This is a genomic window from Alcanivorax quisquiliarum, from assembly GCF_023051175.1.
Lineage (GTDB): Bacteria > Pseudomonadota > Gammaproteobacteria > Pseudomonadales > Alcanivoracaceae > Isoalcanivorax > Isoalcanivorax quisquiliarum.
This window is the reverse complement of sequence record NZ_JALKII010000003.1, coordinates 33393-48725: the sequence shown is the minus strand read 5'-3', so window position 1 is coordinate 48725 and position 15333 is coordinate 33393. Positions and strand designations below refer to the sequence as shown.

Sequence of the window (15333 nt, the reverse complement as noted above, 5' to 3'; positions counted from 1 at the left end):
ATATCAGAAAGTGAAGGTATAACTGACGACGAATTGCAGGTTGTCGGAGACAGCATCCGGATGATCGTCATCGGCGCGGTCGATCACCTGTGAGGCAGTGAACACCAAACCATCGTACACCTCATAACTCAGATCCAGGTGCGTGTAACGCAGATCGTTGTCGTCCAGATCGTAGTAACCGAGCAGGGCGCCGAAGCGCTGGTATTCGTAACTCAGGGTGTAATAGTTGTCGCGGTTTTTTTCCGCCCCGTCGCCCCAGCCGTAATCCCCCACGCCAAAGTGCCCGCTGACGCCGAAGGCGCCATAAGCCAGCGCCAGATGTGCCTCCTGAAAATTGAGATCACCGCCGAATTCGGTGTACCAGTAAGTGGTATAGCCGATGTCATAGTGGAGGCGGCCGGCGCTGCCGGCGTAGCCGCCATAAAGATCGTATTCGGTTTTCTCATCCTCCGAGGAAGTCCAGAAGCCGGCATACAGCCCGCCATCGTGGGCGTAGTCGATGCCCCCGGAAAGCGCGCCCCCGCTAGTCAGCGACTGGCCGCGCCACAGATACTGGCTGGCAACGCTCAGATTGGCGCTGATCTCGGCATGCGCCGCCATCGGCGCGGCGGTGCTGGCCCCGGCCAGTAGTGCGGCGACCACCCATTTGTTGATCCGCTGTTGCTTCTGCATATCCTCACCCTCTTGGTCTATTGCGGTTCGGGCAGCCCGTTGGCGTGGCCGCCCGCAACGCAGAGCGAGCACATGCCGTGCCAGCCGTAAATGCTTTCCGTAACAATGGGTTACGGGTTTCAAGAGCAAGCGGGTGCAGCGCAGTGGTGCGATGTGCCGAGGGGTTGCACCAAGCTGGCGCAGGGAGCGCCGAGGGTGTGCGGCTTATTCCTGTTCCGGCGGTTGGAGGAACCATTCTTCGATGGCGGCCCGCGTTAGGGCAGCGCGGGTATGCGGAAGCGGAATCCAGTTTTGCCAGTTATCCACGGCCGCAAGCAGAAAATCGAACAAGGGCAGATGCTGGCGTAGTACCCGGCTATGCCGGTGGGCGATCACCGGGTTGAAGTAACCGAAGAAATCGAACATCTGCCGGGGATTCTTGCGCACCCAGAGCCAGGAGCCCATCTCCAGCGTCAGCGGCAGAAACAGATTGGCCGGGTGGCTGGCCAGAGCGCCGTCATATAGATAATCCCACAGGTCGCCATGGGTGGTGTAGTTCACCGATTGCGGCTCGATGATATACGGGTGCCGATGGGGCTGGGTGCGCTCCAACAGCTGTTTCAGCGCGTAGATCTCGGCAATATTGGGGATCGGCTGCTGGCAACGCGCATAGCCGCACCACAGGCGATCACGCCTGCCGAAGCCGCTGTGGCAGTCGATGCTCAACGAGAACGGCGCCGGCAGCAGGCGCTCCCGCACCACGCGCACCAGCGCCTGCGCCTCGGCTTCCATTGGCGCGTTGCGGCGGCCCCGATACCATGGCAAATGGCGGGTGATACGGTGGCCACCCACCAGCGGGAATATCGCGCCGCTGGCGTCAATGGGGGCATTGCGCATCAGATCGACACCGTTGGGGTTGCTGCGCGTGCGTTGCCAGATGCCGCCGGGGTTGATCATCGGCATGAACACCACCCGCACCCGCTCCAGGCGGCGGGCCATCTGTTCATCCCAATCCAGCCGCTGCACCAGGTTGTGCAGCCAGGAAAGCAGTACCTGACTGCCGATCCGTTCGACACCGTGAACGCCACCGAAGAAGCCGAGCACTGGCGCGTGCGGCGAGCGGCTGCCCAGCTCGATGACCTGCACCGGCAATGGCAGGCCGCCGTGCTGCACGGTCAGCACAGTGTCTTCTCGCAGCCAACGGGCACCTTGATGCAGCAGTTGTTCCAGTTGCAACTGTTCTGGCAGATGGCGCTGTAGCAGGTACAGGCGCTGGGCGCTGATGCGGGTGGGAGAACGGGGGTCGGGCATGCTGGCGAATGCCTCCAGGCCAGGGGCGCGGTGGTTGCTTACCATGACGAGTCTTGATGACGTCCGGATGAAAACGCAGCGCGGGCCGGGTGACACAAAACCGTTACCTGACTGTCACGTCTGCATCACCCGAGCCGCCTAGGCTTCGTCACATGAATGTAACCGAGCGATTCATACAGTGATCAGGGTGCTGCCGTCTCGCCCGCAATGGCAGCCAGGGCAGCCGGGTTTGCCCGGCATGGCTCAAAGCATCACATCGGCCCCTCAAGGCGCGCCCTTGCCAACGCCAGGTCATCACAGCTTCCGTACCGGCGATATCCTGCTCTTTGCCGGCCGGGGCCTCGCCAGCGATATCATCCGTTTTGCCACCCGCAGCCCCTGGAGCCATGTGGGCATGGTGGTGGAGCTGCCGGAATATCCCGAGCCGCTGGTCGTCGAAGCAACCACCTTGAGTGAATCTGCCGATGTGCGCGCTGGCCATGCGTTGGCCGGTGTGGGCCTGGTGCCGCTGGCGACAAAGGTGCGGGAATATCCCGGCGATGTGGCCTGGCGCGCCTGGCAGGGCAACGCGCCAAGCCAGGCGCAGGCAAGAATGCTCGCGCGCATGGTGCGGCGGCTGCACGGGCGGCCCTATCGCAATTATCTGGTGACGCTGGCGCGAGAGCTGGGCACCGGCTTTCGGCGCCGGCCGGATCTGTCAGGACTGTTTTGCAGCGAGCTGGTGGCAGAGCTGTACCGGCGGCTGGGATGGCTGCCTCGGACCACACGCCCCAGCCGTTATGTGCCGGGGCACTTCGCCGGCGATGCGCTGACGTTGTGCAACGGCAGTCTGGCGTCGCCACAACTGCTCAAGCAATGGGCGGCGCCGTGCAGCAGTGTTATATCCAGCGCCGCACCCGCTGCCGGTACTGCTCCCAGGCCGCTCCGAACTGGCGCCCATGGAAGGCTTCTTCTTCCGCAATGACGTGCCGATCCATGACATACAGCACCACAGGCAGTAGCAGCGCCATACCCAGGCTGCCTTGGGCCATCGCACAAGCCAGATGCAGCAATGCGAAGGCGAGATAAATCGGGTTCCGAGTAAGGGCGTAAGGGCCGCGTGTAATGAGCGTGGTGGCAGCACGGTGCGGCAGGATGGTGGTGCGATGCCGGCGCATCAGCAGCGCCGCCCAGAGGATCAGGCCGATGCCCGCCAGCGCCAGCACTGCCGCGACGGGGCGCTGCCAGAATAGTGTAACGGGCTGCCAGTGCAGTGCCTGGTCGATAACGTAGCCGATGAACAGGCCGCCCAGATGTAACAGCGGCGGCGGCATTCTGACATGCGGGTGATCTTGCGTACTCATTGCAGGGTCCGATGGCGAAAAAAGAGTGGGCCTAACGATACAGGGATATCGTCGGTTGTGTGGCGAAAAAAAGCCGGGTATGTTTGAGGCTCACCTCGCCTTTGCGGGGGTGATCGCGATCACCGGCAGTAATGAGTTGTTGAACCGTCAGTTATTGAACCGTCGATGTGTCAGTAACCGGCGGCAGGTGGTGGCGTCTCTCTTTTGCCAGGTATGTGCCAGAGCTTGTGGCAGAAGGTTGTGTGGCAGAAGTGTGTGCCAGCGTGGCAAGGCTGCCATGGCGAATTGCAAGTTCGCCAGTCGCAATTTGCATGGCAGACAAAGTTTGCAAACGGCATAGCTGCAAGCCGGCAACAGGTTGCAGCGGCAATGGCAAACGACAACAGCCCGCAGGCGCACGACCACTATCCGGTCGCCGTTCCCGATCGATTCGCCTTGTCTGAGGGGATGAGCATGGAAGAACGCGCGGCAGCCATACACACCGTTCCGATCAGTTCCGGTAAAGCACGCCAGCAACGCACCGATCCGGCGTCAGTGCGCAGTTACGGCGGGCCCGGTGCCAGCTCCGGCGAACATGAAAAAGTTTATGTGCTGGATACCAACGTACTGGTTCACGATCCGAATGCGCTGCTGAATTTCGAAGAGCATGGGGTGGTGGTGCCGATGACCGTGCTGGAGGAGCTGGACAAGCTCAAATCCGGCAAATCACATATTGCTGCCGATTGCCGGGCAGCAATCCGTCTGATTGATCGCATTCTCGGGCCGGCGCTGCCGGAACAGGTGGATGCCGGCGTGCCGATTCCTCGCGGGCCGGAGGGCACCCAGGGCACATTATCGGTGCTGATGCCGCGCCCGGTACAGGAAGGCGAAGGCGTGTTGCCCGAGCACCTGAACGACAATCGCATCATCAACGATATCGTATCGCTGAAATCCCGTGATTCGCATCGGCGTTATGTGCTGGTCACCAAGGACATCAACATGCGCCTGAAAGCGCGTGCCTGCGGGATCGAGGCCGAGGATTATCACAACGACCAGCTGGTGTCGGATATCCGTCAATTGTCACGAGGTTATTTCGAGCTGCCCGGCTCGTTCTGGGATCGCGTCAGCCAGGTTGAAACCGAGCAGCGCGGTGTGGAGACGTTGCATTATCTTTCTCATGCGGCGCTGGTCCGCGAGGTGCTCGGCGAAGAGATCTATCCCAACCAGTTCATTCTTGACGAGCAAGGATTTGTCGGCAGGGTCATGGGTGTGGCAGAGGGCGTGGTGGTGCTGCGCCACATGCCGCGAGAGCAGTTGCTGGGGCAGCAGGCGTGGGGCTTGCAGCCGATGAATATTCATCAGGCGATCGCACTGAATCTGCTGCTGGACCCGGATGTGCATCTGGTGACACTGACCGGCGCCGCAGGTTCGGGCAAGACTATTCTGGCGCTGGCGGCGGCCATCGAAATGACCATCGAGCACCAGCGCTATAACAAGATCATCGCCACCCGCTCGACGCCGCCGCTGGCTGAAGAGCACGGGTTCCTGCCGGGCACTGAAGAAGAAAAGATGGACCCCTGGCTGGGCGCCATCAACGATAATATCGAGGCGCTCCATCTCAACGACGAGAACCCGAGTGGCAGCATCAATTACGTCAAGGAGCGCGCCAATATCCAGTTCAAGGCGCTCAATTATATTCGCGGGCGCAGCTTCCAGAAATCACTGATCCTGATCGACGAAAGCCAGAATCTCACGCCGCATCAGATGAAGGCCATCGTCACGCGAGCAGGTGAGGGCAGCAAAGTGGTGTGTCTGGGCAACCTGTCGCAAATCGACGCGCCTTATCTGAGCCCGACCAGTTCAGGATTGACGTACATGACGGAGCGTTTCAAGGGTTTTGCCTTTGGCGGCTCGGTGCAGCTCAATGGCGTGCCGCGTTCGCTGCTGGCGGAATATGCCGAGACGCATCTGTAGGCAACAGGCGGCGATAACAGCCAGGGCGCGCAAGGCCGATAGCGGGTCTGGTTATCGAGGGGCTATCGAGGGAGCGCAGGGGCGCCTTCGAACGTCCGGTGGCGCCGCTGATGGCGGTACGGGTGGCCGCAGTAGTGTCGCCCGCGCAGCGAGTGGGGCGAAACGCGGCTCAGGTAGCGCTGGCGCAGGCGTCAGGGCATACCTGCCGCCAGTATTCAAACCCGCCGGTGAGGCTGACAGCGTGCTCAAACCCCTGCTCGCGCAAAAAAGCCGCGGCATCCAGGCTGCTGTGGCCGTGATAGCAGCACACCACGATTCTCTTGCTGCGCTCAGTGCCGGCCAGAAAAGCATCCATGGCCAGATGGCTCAAGTGCTGCGCGCCGCGAATATGCGCGCTGGCGTAGCTACCGGCGTCGCGGATATCGACAAACAGCGTGCCGTCGTCATCCAGGAGCGCCTGTGCCTCATTCGGGCTGATTTCGAGTGGATTCATCGCGGCTGTCCCGGGTTGCTGTTGTGTCGGCCTGGCCGCCTTCCGGCTGCCTCCCGCTTTCGTTCGGTGATGCCTTGCCGGGCTGCTTCCGCTCGCGCTGCTCGCCCGGCTTTGCCGGGCGCACCGGCTCGGGTTCATCAAGCAGCTCCGCCGGCGGATAGATGCACTCCAGTTTCATGCCGATGGCTTTTTCCAGCTCCGGCAGCAAAAAGGCATCATCTTCACAGGCAAAACTGACCGAGGTGCCGGTGGCGCCGGCGCGGCCGGTGCGGCCAATGCGGTGCACGTAATCTTCCGGGTCGTCCGGTAGATTGTAATTCACCACATGGGAGACGCCGTCGATATGAATGCCACGGCCGGCCACATCGGTGGCGATCAATACCCGCACCCGCCCGGAGCGGAAGCGCTCCAGTGTTTTCAGGCGCTGGTTCTGCGGCACATCGCCGGAGATCATGGCGGCATTGATACCCTTCTTTTGCAGCTTTTCGCACAGGCGACGGGTAATATCGCGACGGTTGGCGAACACCATCACCTTGTCCAGGTCGCCTTTGACGATCAGGTTGTGCAGAAGATTGTATTTCTGCGAGGTTTCGATGATGTACACCATCTGCTCGACGGATTCGGTCGTCACCTGAGTCGGCTCGATCTCGACCACTTCTGCATCCTGTGTCCAACGCTTGGCCAGATTCATCACATCCTGGCTGAAGGTGGCAGAGAACAGCAGCGTCTGGCGATACTGCGAGACAGGCGTATGGCGCACGATGCGTTTCACATCAGGAATAAAGCCCATATCCAGCATCCGGTCGGCTTCATCCAGCACCAGCACTTCGACGCGGTCCAGCCACAGGTCGCGGCGGGTGCAGAAATCCAGCAACCGGCCGGGCGTAGCAACGAGAATATCGACCACCGATTTCTGCAGCCGCTCCTGCTGGCGATTGAAATTCATGCCGCCCACCACGCTCATGACGCGCAAACCGGTATATTTGCACAGTGCGCGGGCATCTTTTTCGATCTGCAACGCCAGCTCGCGTGTAGGCGCCACAATCAATGCCCGTGGCTCGCCCGCGTAGCGCTTCACTTCCAAGGGGTGCCTGAGCAGATCATCGATGATGGTAATGAGGAAGGCGGCAGTCTTGCCGGTGCCGGTCTGGGCGCGGCCGATGGCATCGGCGCCGGCAAGCGTGTGGCTCAATACCTGAGCCTGGATCGGCGTGCAGTATTTGAACCCTTGCTCGGCGATACCGCGCATCAGGGCAGGAGCGAGATCGAAATCGTGAAACCGGGTTTCGCCTTCCTTCGGTTCGACCTGGAATTGATCCAGGGACCAGCTGTTGTCGCTGTTGGGCATGAGTCTCTGTCTGTCAGTGGTCTCTTTCCAGCACCCGCCAGAGGCGGCCAGTGCAAGGGCAAGGCCGTTATTGTAGAAAAAATGCACAGTGTAGAGAAAGTACACAGGGCACGGCACACCAGCACATCGGCGGGTAACCAGGCTTCAGCACTTGCGAAACACCAGAGTGCGGTTATTGGCCGGCATCGCGTAGTCTGCGATCTGCGTCAGGGCCGCAGCCTGCATCCGTTCGGTGACCCATGTGTGGTCGCGCAGGCCGGAAGCGGGATCTTGCTGACGCAACCAGGCGTCGAAGCGGGCGTTGCTTTCCGATGTGAAGTCGCCATCGTAATTGAACGGCCCGTAGACCACAAACAGGCCGTTTGTCGGCAAGCGCTGCCCCGCCTGGCTGATCGCGGCGGCGACGCTCTCGCTTGCCGCGATATGGAAGGTGTTGGCGGTAAACAGATGGTCAAACGGCAACTCGGGCCAGGGGGCCGCCATATCCAGCTCGATCGGTGCTGCGACGTTGGGCAGCGCCGCTTCGCGCAGCCAGGCCGCGATGCCGGGCAGGTTGGCGGGTAAATCGGACGGCTGCCAGTGCAGATGCGGCAGTTGCGCTGGTAGCCAGGCGGCATGTTGGCCGGTGCCGCTGCCCAGTTCGAGTACCGTGGCCGGCGCCGTCAGATGCCGGGCGAGCACTTCAAGGATCGGGCCGCGATTATTGTCGCAGGCGGCGGAGTAGGGTTTGTTCATCAGTAGCTCCGGTTCCGGGCGCGGTGGCCGCGCCCGGGGGAGCCCGGGTCAGCCAGCGCGCTTGCGCATCAGTTTCTGCCCGCTGACGATCAGTCGCTGATACAGCGTGGGCAGGGTGCGCTGCATGGTGTCGATGGCGTACGCATCGCTGCCGATCAGGATACGGCGTCTGTTGCGGCGCACGCCACTGATAATGGTCGCCGCCGCCTCGTCCGCCGTGGTGCGGAACATTTTCTCGAAATCGGCGATGGATTTCTCGGCATCGGCACCAGTGATGTGGGAAACATCGTTCATCCGCGCATTACGAGCGATATTCGTCTTGATGCCGCCAGGGTGCACGCACGAGCAGGAAACCGGGCTGCCTTCGATCTCCAGCTCCATGCGAAGCGATTCGGTAAAACCGCGCACGGCGAACTTGGCCGCGTTATAGGCTGATTGCGTCGGGATGCCCACCAGGCCAAACACGCTGGACACATTGACGATGTGGCCTTCGCCGGATTGCTTAAGGTAGGGCAGGAACGCTTTGGTGCCGTGCACCACGCCCCAGAAGTTGATGCCCATCAACCACTCGAAATCCTCGTACTCCATCGCCTCGACGGTGGCGCCCAGCGCCACACCAGCGTTGTTGAAAACCAGATTGACTCTGCCGTAGTGCGCGAAAATCGCATCGGCATAATCATGAAAGGCTTGCCGGTCGGCAACATCCAGCACCTGGCTGTGCACCTCATGGCCATTGGCGCGCAACTGCCGTGCCAAGGCATCGAGGTCTTTCTCGTTGACATCCGAAATGGCCAGGCGGCAACCCGCAGCCGCCAGCTGGCCGGCCAATGCCTTGCCGATACCTGAGGCAGCGCCGGTGATCACAGCGACGCGGTTCTCTAGATCTTTCATGGTGACCCCTTGTGCTATCGCCGCGGGCGGCCCGTGGCAGATTGACAGTGACCGATGGCATGGTCGTAGGCGGGCAGTTTAACCACAAGGCGGCAGGCAGGGTGGGCCAAATTGACATCGCTCCTTGTCACAATTGCCACCTGGGGCTACGAGGGGCGATTCCGGGCGGCGCGTTGCGTTTGGTGGGTCGTGGTCGCGAGTCGCTGCGGAGAGCGAGGCCGGGATGCAAACGAACACTCTTCCGAGCCATGCGTAGCACTCGTAAGCGGTGAGCCAGCGGGGCAAGAATGAGTGTGGGAATGAGCGCGGGGCACGGAGTGGGAGCGGCGTCTCTGACGGGTCGTGTAGCTGGCGTCAGTACCAATTGGAACACTCTGTATGCTCTGTCGTGGTGCCGGTATCGCCTGGCAGTGGGTTGAATTACAGTGAAGAGACCCACGGTTAATGGTGAAGCCAGGGCGCGCGCAGACGAGCTATATGTCGCACGCCTGCCTGGAAAAAGTGCCGGAGATACGGGAAAAAAATAGCAAAAAAATAGCAAGGAAAGAAAAATGAAGGGGCGATACGGCCGAAGATAAACTAAAAAACCTTGCGAAAATTTGTTTTCTGTGCGCCTGAAAATTGGACATTGGCAGCTTGCTACTTTAGGCTATTGCACTGGCTCACGATCTTTTCAGAGCTTTTGTTTTTCCCAAAAACTATTTGGTGTTCGGACAAGCGCTGTTTGCTGCGAGTCCCGATCATTAGGTATGAACTCAATTGAAAGGCCACATCGCTGTGGCCCGGCGCTAGCGCCGCAGCATCACATCCGGCGACTGGCAGGTTGTGCAAAACCAGTTGCCGCCAGGCATTTGTCAAATCGTTTGCTGCCGTACCCTCCTTGAAGGGCAGGTCGCCCGTCAGTAGTCATTGATTTCCGGGGGCTGTACGGGCTGTTTTTCTCCGATTGTGGCACGCCGCTTTCTTTGCGGTTGATGCCCGCCCCTGTCAGGGCGTATCTGTTTTGTTTCCAGTGCCTCGGGGTGCCCGGCGCTTTTTCCTGTTCCTGTCGACGCCCGCCGACAATGCGCCGCTACAAGTTGTACGTCTCGCTCTCCGCGCTTGCTTGATGATGCGGAAAATAGCGAGCCGTGATGATGAGGATTATCTCGAACATGCAAGAAAGTGCGTTCTTTCAACTATCAACAAGTACCACGTTACTACTGCTATTCGGCTTCTACGGCCTTACTTTCCTGATGACTTTGAGCATTCGACAGAGGAACGAAAATGTCGACAGCTACATGGTATCCAACAGCGCAGTCGGTTTCGGGCTTTCTGCCGCGAGCATGATCGCCACCTGGGTATGGGCGGCATCGTTTTATGCCAGCGCTACTTCAGGTTACCGTTACGGACTCTCGGGGCCGATACATTATGGCCTGTGGGGCGCGCTGATGATCCTGTTCATCTACCCTTTCGGGCGGCGCTTTCGCGAGCTGGCGCCGGAGGCACACACGCTGGCGGAAGTCATCAAAGCGCGGCATGGCAGCTCCAGCCAACTGATCATGGCGGTCTCCAATCTGGTCGGGAGCTGCATCAGTCTGATGGTGAACTTTACTGCCGCCGGCGCTCTGGTTTCCGTGCTGAGTCCCCTGAATTTCACTCAAGGGGTGTTGATCGCCGGCAGCGGCGTGCTGGCCTATACGCTCTGGTCGGGCTTTCGCGCTTCGGTGATGACGGACTTTGCCCAGCTGATCGCGATGATCGGCTCGGCCGTGGTCATCATTCCGCTGATTTTCATCAACGCGGGCGGTTCGGACATGGTTATGGAGAACCTCTGGCGGCTGGATGCGGAGCAATCCAACTTTTTCTCGACCAAGGCCATTCTGGAGCAGGGTGCACCTTATTTTATTGCGGTGCTGGCCTATGCGATCGGTAATCAGACCATTGCACAGCGGCTGTTTGCGGTGCGGGAAGATCTGATCAAGCCGACCTTTCTCACCGCCACGGTTGGTTACGGCGCTGTGGTGATCGGCCTGGGGATGTTGGGCCTGCTAGCGTTATTCACCGGGCTGGAGCCGGTGGATGGCAACATGAACAATATCATTCCGCAGATGGCGTCTACTTATCTGCCGCCGTTTGGTGTGGCGTTGTTCTTTATTCTTGTGGTCGGCTCGTTGTCCTCGACGGCAGATTCGGATCTGTCCGCGCTGTCGGCCATCATGATGACCGACATCTACGGCAAAAATATCGCCCGCGGCAAGCCGGATCCGCAAAAGATGTTGTGGTGGGGGCGTATCACCATGATCGTGGCCACCATGCTTGGCGTTATTCTTGCTAGCCTCAAGCTCGACATTCTGGTGATGCTGGTCTTTGTGGGGGCGCTGTGGGGCGCCATCGTATTCCCGGTTATTGCCAGTTTTTACTGGAACCGGATTACCAACAAAGCCTTTACCACGGCGGTCCTGGTGGCGGTGGCGCTCTTTACTGTGGCGCGATTCGAGTTGGCCCCCATGACGGGAGTGACGGCGGTGCTGTTCGAATTCGCTGCCACCGTTGGTGCGGGTGTGGTGGCTGGCCTGATGACCTTCGCTTTTTTCAATCGCACCATCGCAATTATTGTCGGCGTACTGGTGTTTGTCGGCATGCTGCCCTTCGCCACCGGTTTTTTACGCGACTACACGGTGCTGCTTTCTTCCCTGACCGCCTACGGCGTCAGCGCAGTTGTTTGTGTGCTGATGAGCCTGCGTAGTAATGAGCGATTTGATTTCGATCTGTTGGCAAAACGTGTGCGGTCTTTTCAGGATGAAGATGCAATGCTGCGATCCGGCCAGGCGACGCCGGCGGCGGCCAAGACAGCTGAAAGCTGACCCTCGGCTGATGCGGTGCCCGTTTGAGTTGATCCACGGAGGACTTATGAAATTGCTTCTGACCACTTATATTCTTGTTTGGCCGGCCTTGTCGCTGGGAGTATTGACGCTACTGATCGTGGCGCTGGTGCGGGACATGCGTGCGGCCCGCCGTAATGGCGAAGGCATGGTCTGACGAGGGCCGCCCGCATCGATATCAGGCAGGCGGCACCGCTGGAAAATGATCAAACAGGCGCCAATGCCGGCTCGGGCCGCGCCTGTGCGATTCGATGGTGGGTGGCATCCATCAGCGCCTCAACGCCGGCGTCGGTGGGCTCCGGGGCTGGCAACGCAGGCAGGATAGCCAGCGACACCTTGCCCGGCGACAGGCGCAGCGTGCCGGGTGGCAGCGCATCACGCGTGCCATCCAGGCGCACAGGTAGCACTGGCAGATCGAGATCCACGGCCATGCGGAAAGCGCCTTTCTTGAACGGCCGCAGCTGACCATCCCGGCTGCGGGTGCCTTCAGGGAAGAAAATGATGCTGGTGCCGTCGCGCACCTGTTGCTTGGCGGCATTGAGGCTGGCAATGGCGCGATCCGGGTGTGAGCGATCAATGAAGATATGGCCAAGGGTGACGCAAGAAATGCCCACCACAGGAATGCGACGCACTTCCTGCTTGGCGACCCACCGAATATCCATTCCCAGATATCCGTAGAGCACCCAGATATCCACCTGGCTCAAATGGTTGGCCACCACCACATAACTTTGCCCGGCGCGGATATGTTCGGTGCCGGTCACATCGACGCAAATACCACTGAGCGCCAGCCCGGCGCGTGACCACGGCACAGCGTAAAGGCGTCCCGCTCGCCGAGGGCCGATGAAAGGCGCAGTAAGCAGACATAGTGTGCCGAGCAGCAGGGTCAGAAAAAGCATGATTGGCACGAAGGCGAGCCATAGGTAGAGCGTGTACACCAGACGTGGCATCGCGGGTTCTCCCATCCCCATCCCACCGGCCGTTCATTTGCGGAGCGCCCGGTTACCGTTGACTGCCCAATGATAGCGCAATGGCTGCCCGGCACGCAGAGGCGGGAGCGATTTGTTACGTTTCCGGGTCGGTGCCGTCGTCGGCGGGTGGGCCATCGCCGTGGAGATCACTGTAAGGGTAATAATGGCCCTGATATTCGGGGCGATGCACAATCCGGCGCAGGCGCTCAAGCGTGAAGTAGGGGGCGTCGCGCAACAAGATGTTGGCCAGCCAGGCGGGTATGTAACCGCCCGGATCGAGCACCAGCTGATAGGTGATCTCCAATTGGTTGTCGCCCATGTCGCGCACGCCGAACAACCCCTCCATTTCGGGAAATCGCAGATAGCGGTCGTTCGGCGGCAGCTGATCCGGGGCGTTGGTAAGATGCACCTCCAGATAAGGCTCGGGTGCTTCCAGGAAGGGCAGGACTTCGGCCTTCAGCACTGCTTCCCGGTTGGCCAGCGGCCAAGGCAGCAAGGTGGTGAAGCGCAGGTAGCGCAGCAGCTCGGAGTCGCGTCGGATTTCTTCTGCATGGTTGACGAAGTGTAGCCAGCGCGGATACGTGTCGTAATCATTCAGCACGGCCGCCAGTGCGTGGGCGTCGGCCAACTTGAGTTGCGTGACGCCACGAAAGGTTTTCAGTTGCGAGTGATCGCGGTGGCGCATGTAAACACGAATATCGTTCCTGTCGCTGACCAGCCGCCAGCTGTCATCCAGATCGTCCAGCGGTGATTGCCCATGGCTCGGCGTCGCCAGTGCCAGGCAGAGCCAGACGACGAGGCAGAGCCAGACGACGCTGAGAATAACGTGTTTGATCGAGGGGCGGCGCCACGGCTGGCTGGTCATGGGCAGATATCCATCAGTAGCAGAGACAATTCCGTTTGTGCCGCAACTCGGCGGCGAAGCGATGCCATTATTGCCAGGCTGCATGACGAACCAAGCCCTTGATTTGTAAAAAGACCGACGGTCACAGCGGCCACAGTGTTTCAAAGGCCTGCGGGCGGCCAACGTGGTATCCCTGCGCGTAGTCCACGCCCAGCTCGCGCAAAATATCGAGAGTTTCAGGCCCTTCCACAAACTCGGCCACGGTCTTGAGTTGAAATGCCTGCGCAACATCCACCAATGCCTGAATCAGCACCTGATGCTCGGTATCTTCATGCAACTGGCGGATGAACGAACCGTCTATCTTGACAAAATCCAGCGGTAGTTTCTTCAGATAGGACAGGGATGAAAAGCCGACGCCGAAATCATCCAGCGCAAAGCGGCACCCCAGCAACCTCAATGCCTGCATGACTTCCACGGCAGCAGGAATATCGGCCAGAGCGGCTGTTTCGGTGATTTCAAAAATGATATTGGACGGATTGATCCGGTAATGGCGCAGCCAGTGCCGTACCTGGCTGATCAGGCGCGGATTTCGAAAGGAAAGGCCAGAAAGATTCAGCGCCAGCTGCGCACGTATCCCGGCACCGTCAAGTAATGCCAGGTGGGAGCAGACTTGCTGGATAACCCGCTCATCCAGTTGTGCAATCATGCCGGATTGCTCTGCTGCGGAGATCAGTTGTTGTGTCGCCAGAAAACCGCCGCGGCCATCGCTGACGCGCAGCAGCGCTTCGTGGTGGCTGATCTGGTTTGTCGGAATAGCGAGAATCGGCTGAAAGTGCAGTTGTATAGAATTGTTGGCCAGTATTTCCCGAACTTGCTGCTCCCAATAGACCCGTTCGTGAATGCGCTCGCGGTGTTCGTCGCTGGCATCAAACAGCTGCCAGGTGTTGCGCCCTTGGGCTTTTGCCTGATACATCGCGATATCGGCATTGGCCAGCAGTGCCTCGATGGTGTCTCCGTCGCGTGGGCAGATGCCGATGCCGATACTGGTGGTGACCGGCAGCCGAGCGTCGCCCTGGGCCAGCGTCAGCTCCGCCAGCGCGTTACAGCAGCGTTGCGCGCTTCGCTTGATCTCCTGCAAATGATCGCTGGCCAGCAGGATGCCGAACTCGTCGCCGCCGAGCCGGGCAATCACATCCTCCTGCTTGAGCGTAGCGCGCAATTGCCGGGCCGCAGATCGCAACAGGCGATCACCCTGTTGGTGGCCATAGAGATCATTGATGTCCTTGAACTGATCCAGATCCAGCAGCATCAGCGCGAAGCCGGGGCGACTGCCGGCCGCTGTGCCACGGAGCCAGCGCCGGCCCTCTTCGATAAAGCGGCGGCGGTTGAATAGCCCGGTAAGGGGATCGTGGGTCGAGAGCCAGGCGATGTGCTCTTCTGCGATGCGCTGGTCGGAAATATCCAGCCCGATGCTGATGATGCGGTGCTTGCGGCCGCCATCCACTGGCCAGCGCGCGTGCCACCACGACAACAGCAGGGTGTCTCCGCCTTGCCGGCGGAGGCCGCTTTCATGGCGCAACTCGTGCATCTTGCCACTTGCTACGGCCGCCAGCTGGTCGGCAAGCTCGGGCGCTGGCTCGGCCAGCAAGCTGGCAAAGGTGCGCCGCCGCAGGCTTTTTTCGGGTGCGCCACATATCCAGCGCCCATAGCGGTTGATGGATAGCAGCCGGCCCTGGGCATCTTGCGTGATCACCACGATATCGGCGGTATCCTGTAGCACCCGGTTGAAATCCTGCTGGCCAGCGAGGCGCTGGCCGAGGTTTGCCGCTCGTGACGAGGCGGTGGGCGAGGTGCCGGTTCGAGACGGCTGATTCAAGGGCAACGCTATATCCCGCATGGCAGATTATTATTAGCGAGCTGGCAGCTTGTCCA

Annotated in this window: 14 protein-coding genes; 4 read left to right on the top strand and 10 right to left on the bottom strand. The window is 60.2% G+C overall.

The genetic code is table 11. From position 1 onward, the window contains the following. Positions 1–3: 3 nt before the first annotated feature. On the bottom strand, positions 4–672 hold the full coding sequence (locus MU846_RS06105) for a TorF family putative porin (protein WP_246950342.1): 669 nt from the start codon (positions 670–672) through the stop codon (positions 4–6). A gap of 204 nt (positions 673–876) precedes the next feature. Further along, the gene (locus tag MU846_RS06100) at positions 877–2007 is read right to left on the bottom strand and encodes a DUF2817 domain-containing protein (protein ID WP_246950334.1); all 1131 of its coding nucleotides are present in this window, start codon (positions 2005–2007) and stop codon (positions 877–879) included. 232 nt (positions 2008–2239) lie between these two features. Between MU846_RS06100 and MU846_RS06095 the strand changes: the two genes are divergently transcribed. Further along, positions 2240–2926 (top strand): C40 family peptidase, encoded by a 687-nt coding sequence (locus MU846_RS06095; RefSeq protein ID WP_246950333.1) that lies wholly within the window; start codon positions 2240–2242, stop codon positions 2924–2926. Here MU846_RS06095 and MU846_RS06090 read toward each other — a convergent pair. Next, positions 2841–3305: a methyltransferase family protein gene (locus MU846_RS06090; protein ID WP_246950331.1), complete on the bottom strand. Its 465-nt coding sequence runs from the start codon at positions 3303–3305 to the stop codon at positions 2841–2843. The two genes, MU846_RS06095 and MU846_RS06090, sit on opposite strands and share 86 nt — an antisense overlap. A 453-nt stretch (positions 3306–3758) precedes the next feature. Between MU846_RS06090 and MU846_RS06085 the strand changes: the two genes are divergently transcribed. Next, positions 3759–5258 carry a PhoH family protein gene (locus tag MU846_RS06085; RefSeq protein WP_246950329.1) on the top strand — a complete coding sequence of 500 codons (1500 nt, stop codon included), beginning with the start codon at positions 3759–3761 and terminating at the stop codon, positions 5256–5258. A gap of 169 nt (positions 5259–5427) precedes the next feature. Here MU846_RS06085 and MU846_RS06080 read toward each other — a convergent pair whose 3' ends face one another. From MU846_RS06080 to MU846_RS06065, 4 genes are all read right to left on the bottom strand, one after another. Next, positions 5428–5751 carry a rhodanese-like domain-containing protein gene (locus MU846_RS06080; RefSeq protein ID WP_246950327.1) on the bottom strand — a complete coding sequence of 108 codons (324 nt, stop codon included), beginning with the start codon at positions 5749–5751 and terminating at the stop codon, positions 5428–5430. Continuing rightward, the gene (gene rhlB, locus MU846_RS06075; protein WP_246950325.1) at positions 5723–7099 is read right to left on the bottom strand and encodes an ATP-dependent RNA helicase RhlB; all 1377 of its coding nucleotides are present in this window, start codon (positions 7097–7099) and stop codon (positions 5723–5725) included. Before rhlB ends, MU846_RS06080 begins: the two co-directional genes overlap by 29 nt. A gap of 144 nt (positions 7100–7243) precedes the next feature. After that, a complete protein-coding gene (locus MU846_RS06070) occupies positions 7244–7834 on the bottom strand; it encodes a DUF938 domain-containing protein (RefSeq protein WP_246950323.1) in 591 nt (196 codons plus the stop codon). 48 nt (positions 7835–7882) lie between these two features. Then, positions 7883–8725 carry an SDR family NAD(P)-dependent oxidoreductase gene (locus MU846_RS06065; protein ID WP_246950321.1) on the bottom strand — a complete coding sequence of 281 codons (843 nt, stop codon included), beginning with the start codon at positions 8723–8725 and terminating at the stop codon, positions 7883–7885. Positions 8726–10005: 1280 nt separating this feature from the next. Here MU846_RS06065 and MU846_RS06060 point away from each other — a divergent pair. Both MU846_RS06060 and MU846_RS06055 read left to right on the top strand, forming a co-directional pair. After that, positions 10006–11571 (top strand): sodium:solute symporter family protein, encoded by a 1566-nt coding sequence (locus tag MU846_RS06060; RefSeq protein ID WP_306799284.1) that lies wholly within the window; start codon positions 10006–10008, stop codon positions 11569–11571. Between the two features lie 46 nt (positions 11572–11617). Continuing rightward, the gene (locus MU846_RS06055; protein WP_246950317.1) at positions 11618–11746 is read left to right on the top strand and encodes a putative transporter small subunit; all 129 of its coding nucleotides are present in this window, start codon (positions 11618–11620) and stop codon (positions 11744–11746) included. A 49-nt stretch (positions 11747–11795) separates the two neighbouring features. On the opposite strand, the gene MU846_RS06050 is transcribed toward MU846_RS06055, so the two are convergent. The 3 genes from MU846_RS06050 to MU846_RS06040 form a co-directional block, all read right to left on the bottom strand. Beyond that, positions 11796–12536: a lysophospholipid acyltransferase family protein gene (locus MU846_RS06050; protein ID WP_246950315.1), complete on the bottom strand. Its 741-nt coding sequence runs from the start codon at positions 12534–12536 to the stop codon at positions 11796–11798. A gap of 115 nt (positions 12537–12651) precedes the next feature. Then, positions 12652–13422 (bottom strand): SRPBCC family protein, encoded by a 771-nt coding sequence (locus MU846_RS06045; protein ID WP_246950313.1) that lies wholly within the window; start codon positions 13420–13422, stop codon positions 12652–12654. A 121-nt stretch (positions 13423–13543) separates the two neighbouring features. Next, positions 13544–15277, bottom strand: a complete 1734-nt coding sequence (locus MU846_RS06040) for a putative bifunctional diguanylate cyclase/phosphodiesterase (RefSeq protein ID WP_246950311.1) — start codon at positions 15275–15277, stop codon at positions 13544–13546. Positions 15278–15333: the final 56 nt, after the last annotated feature.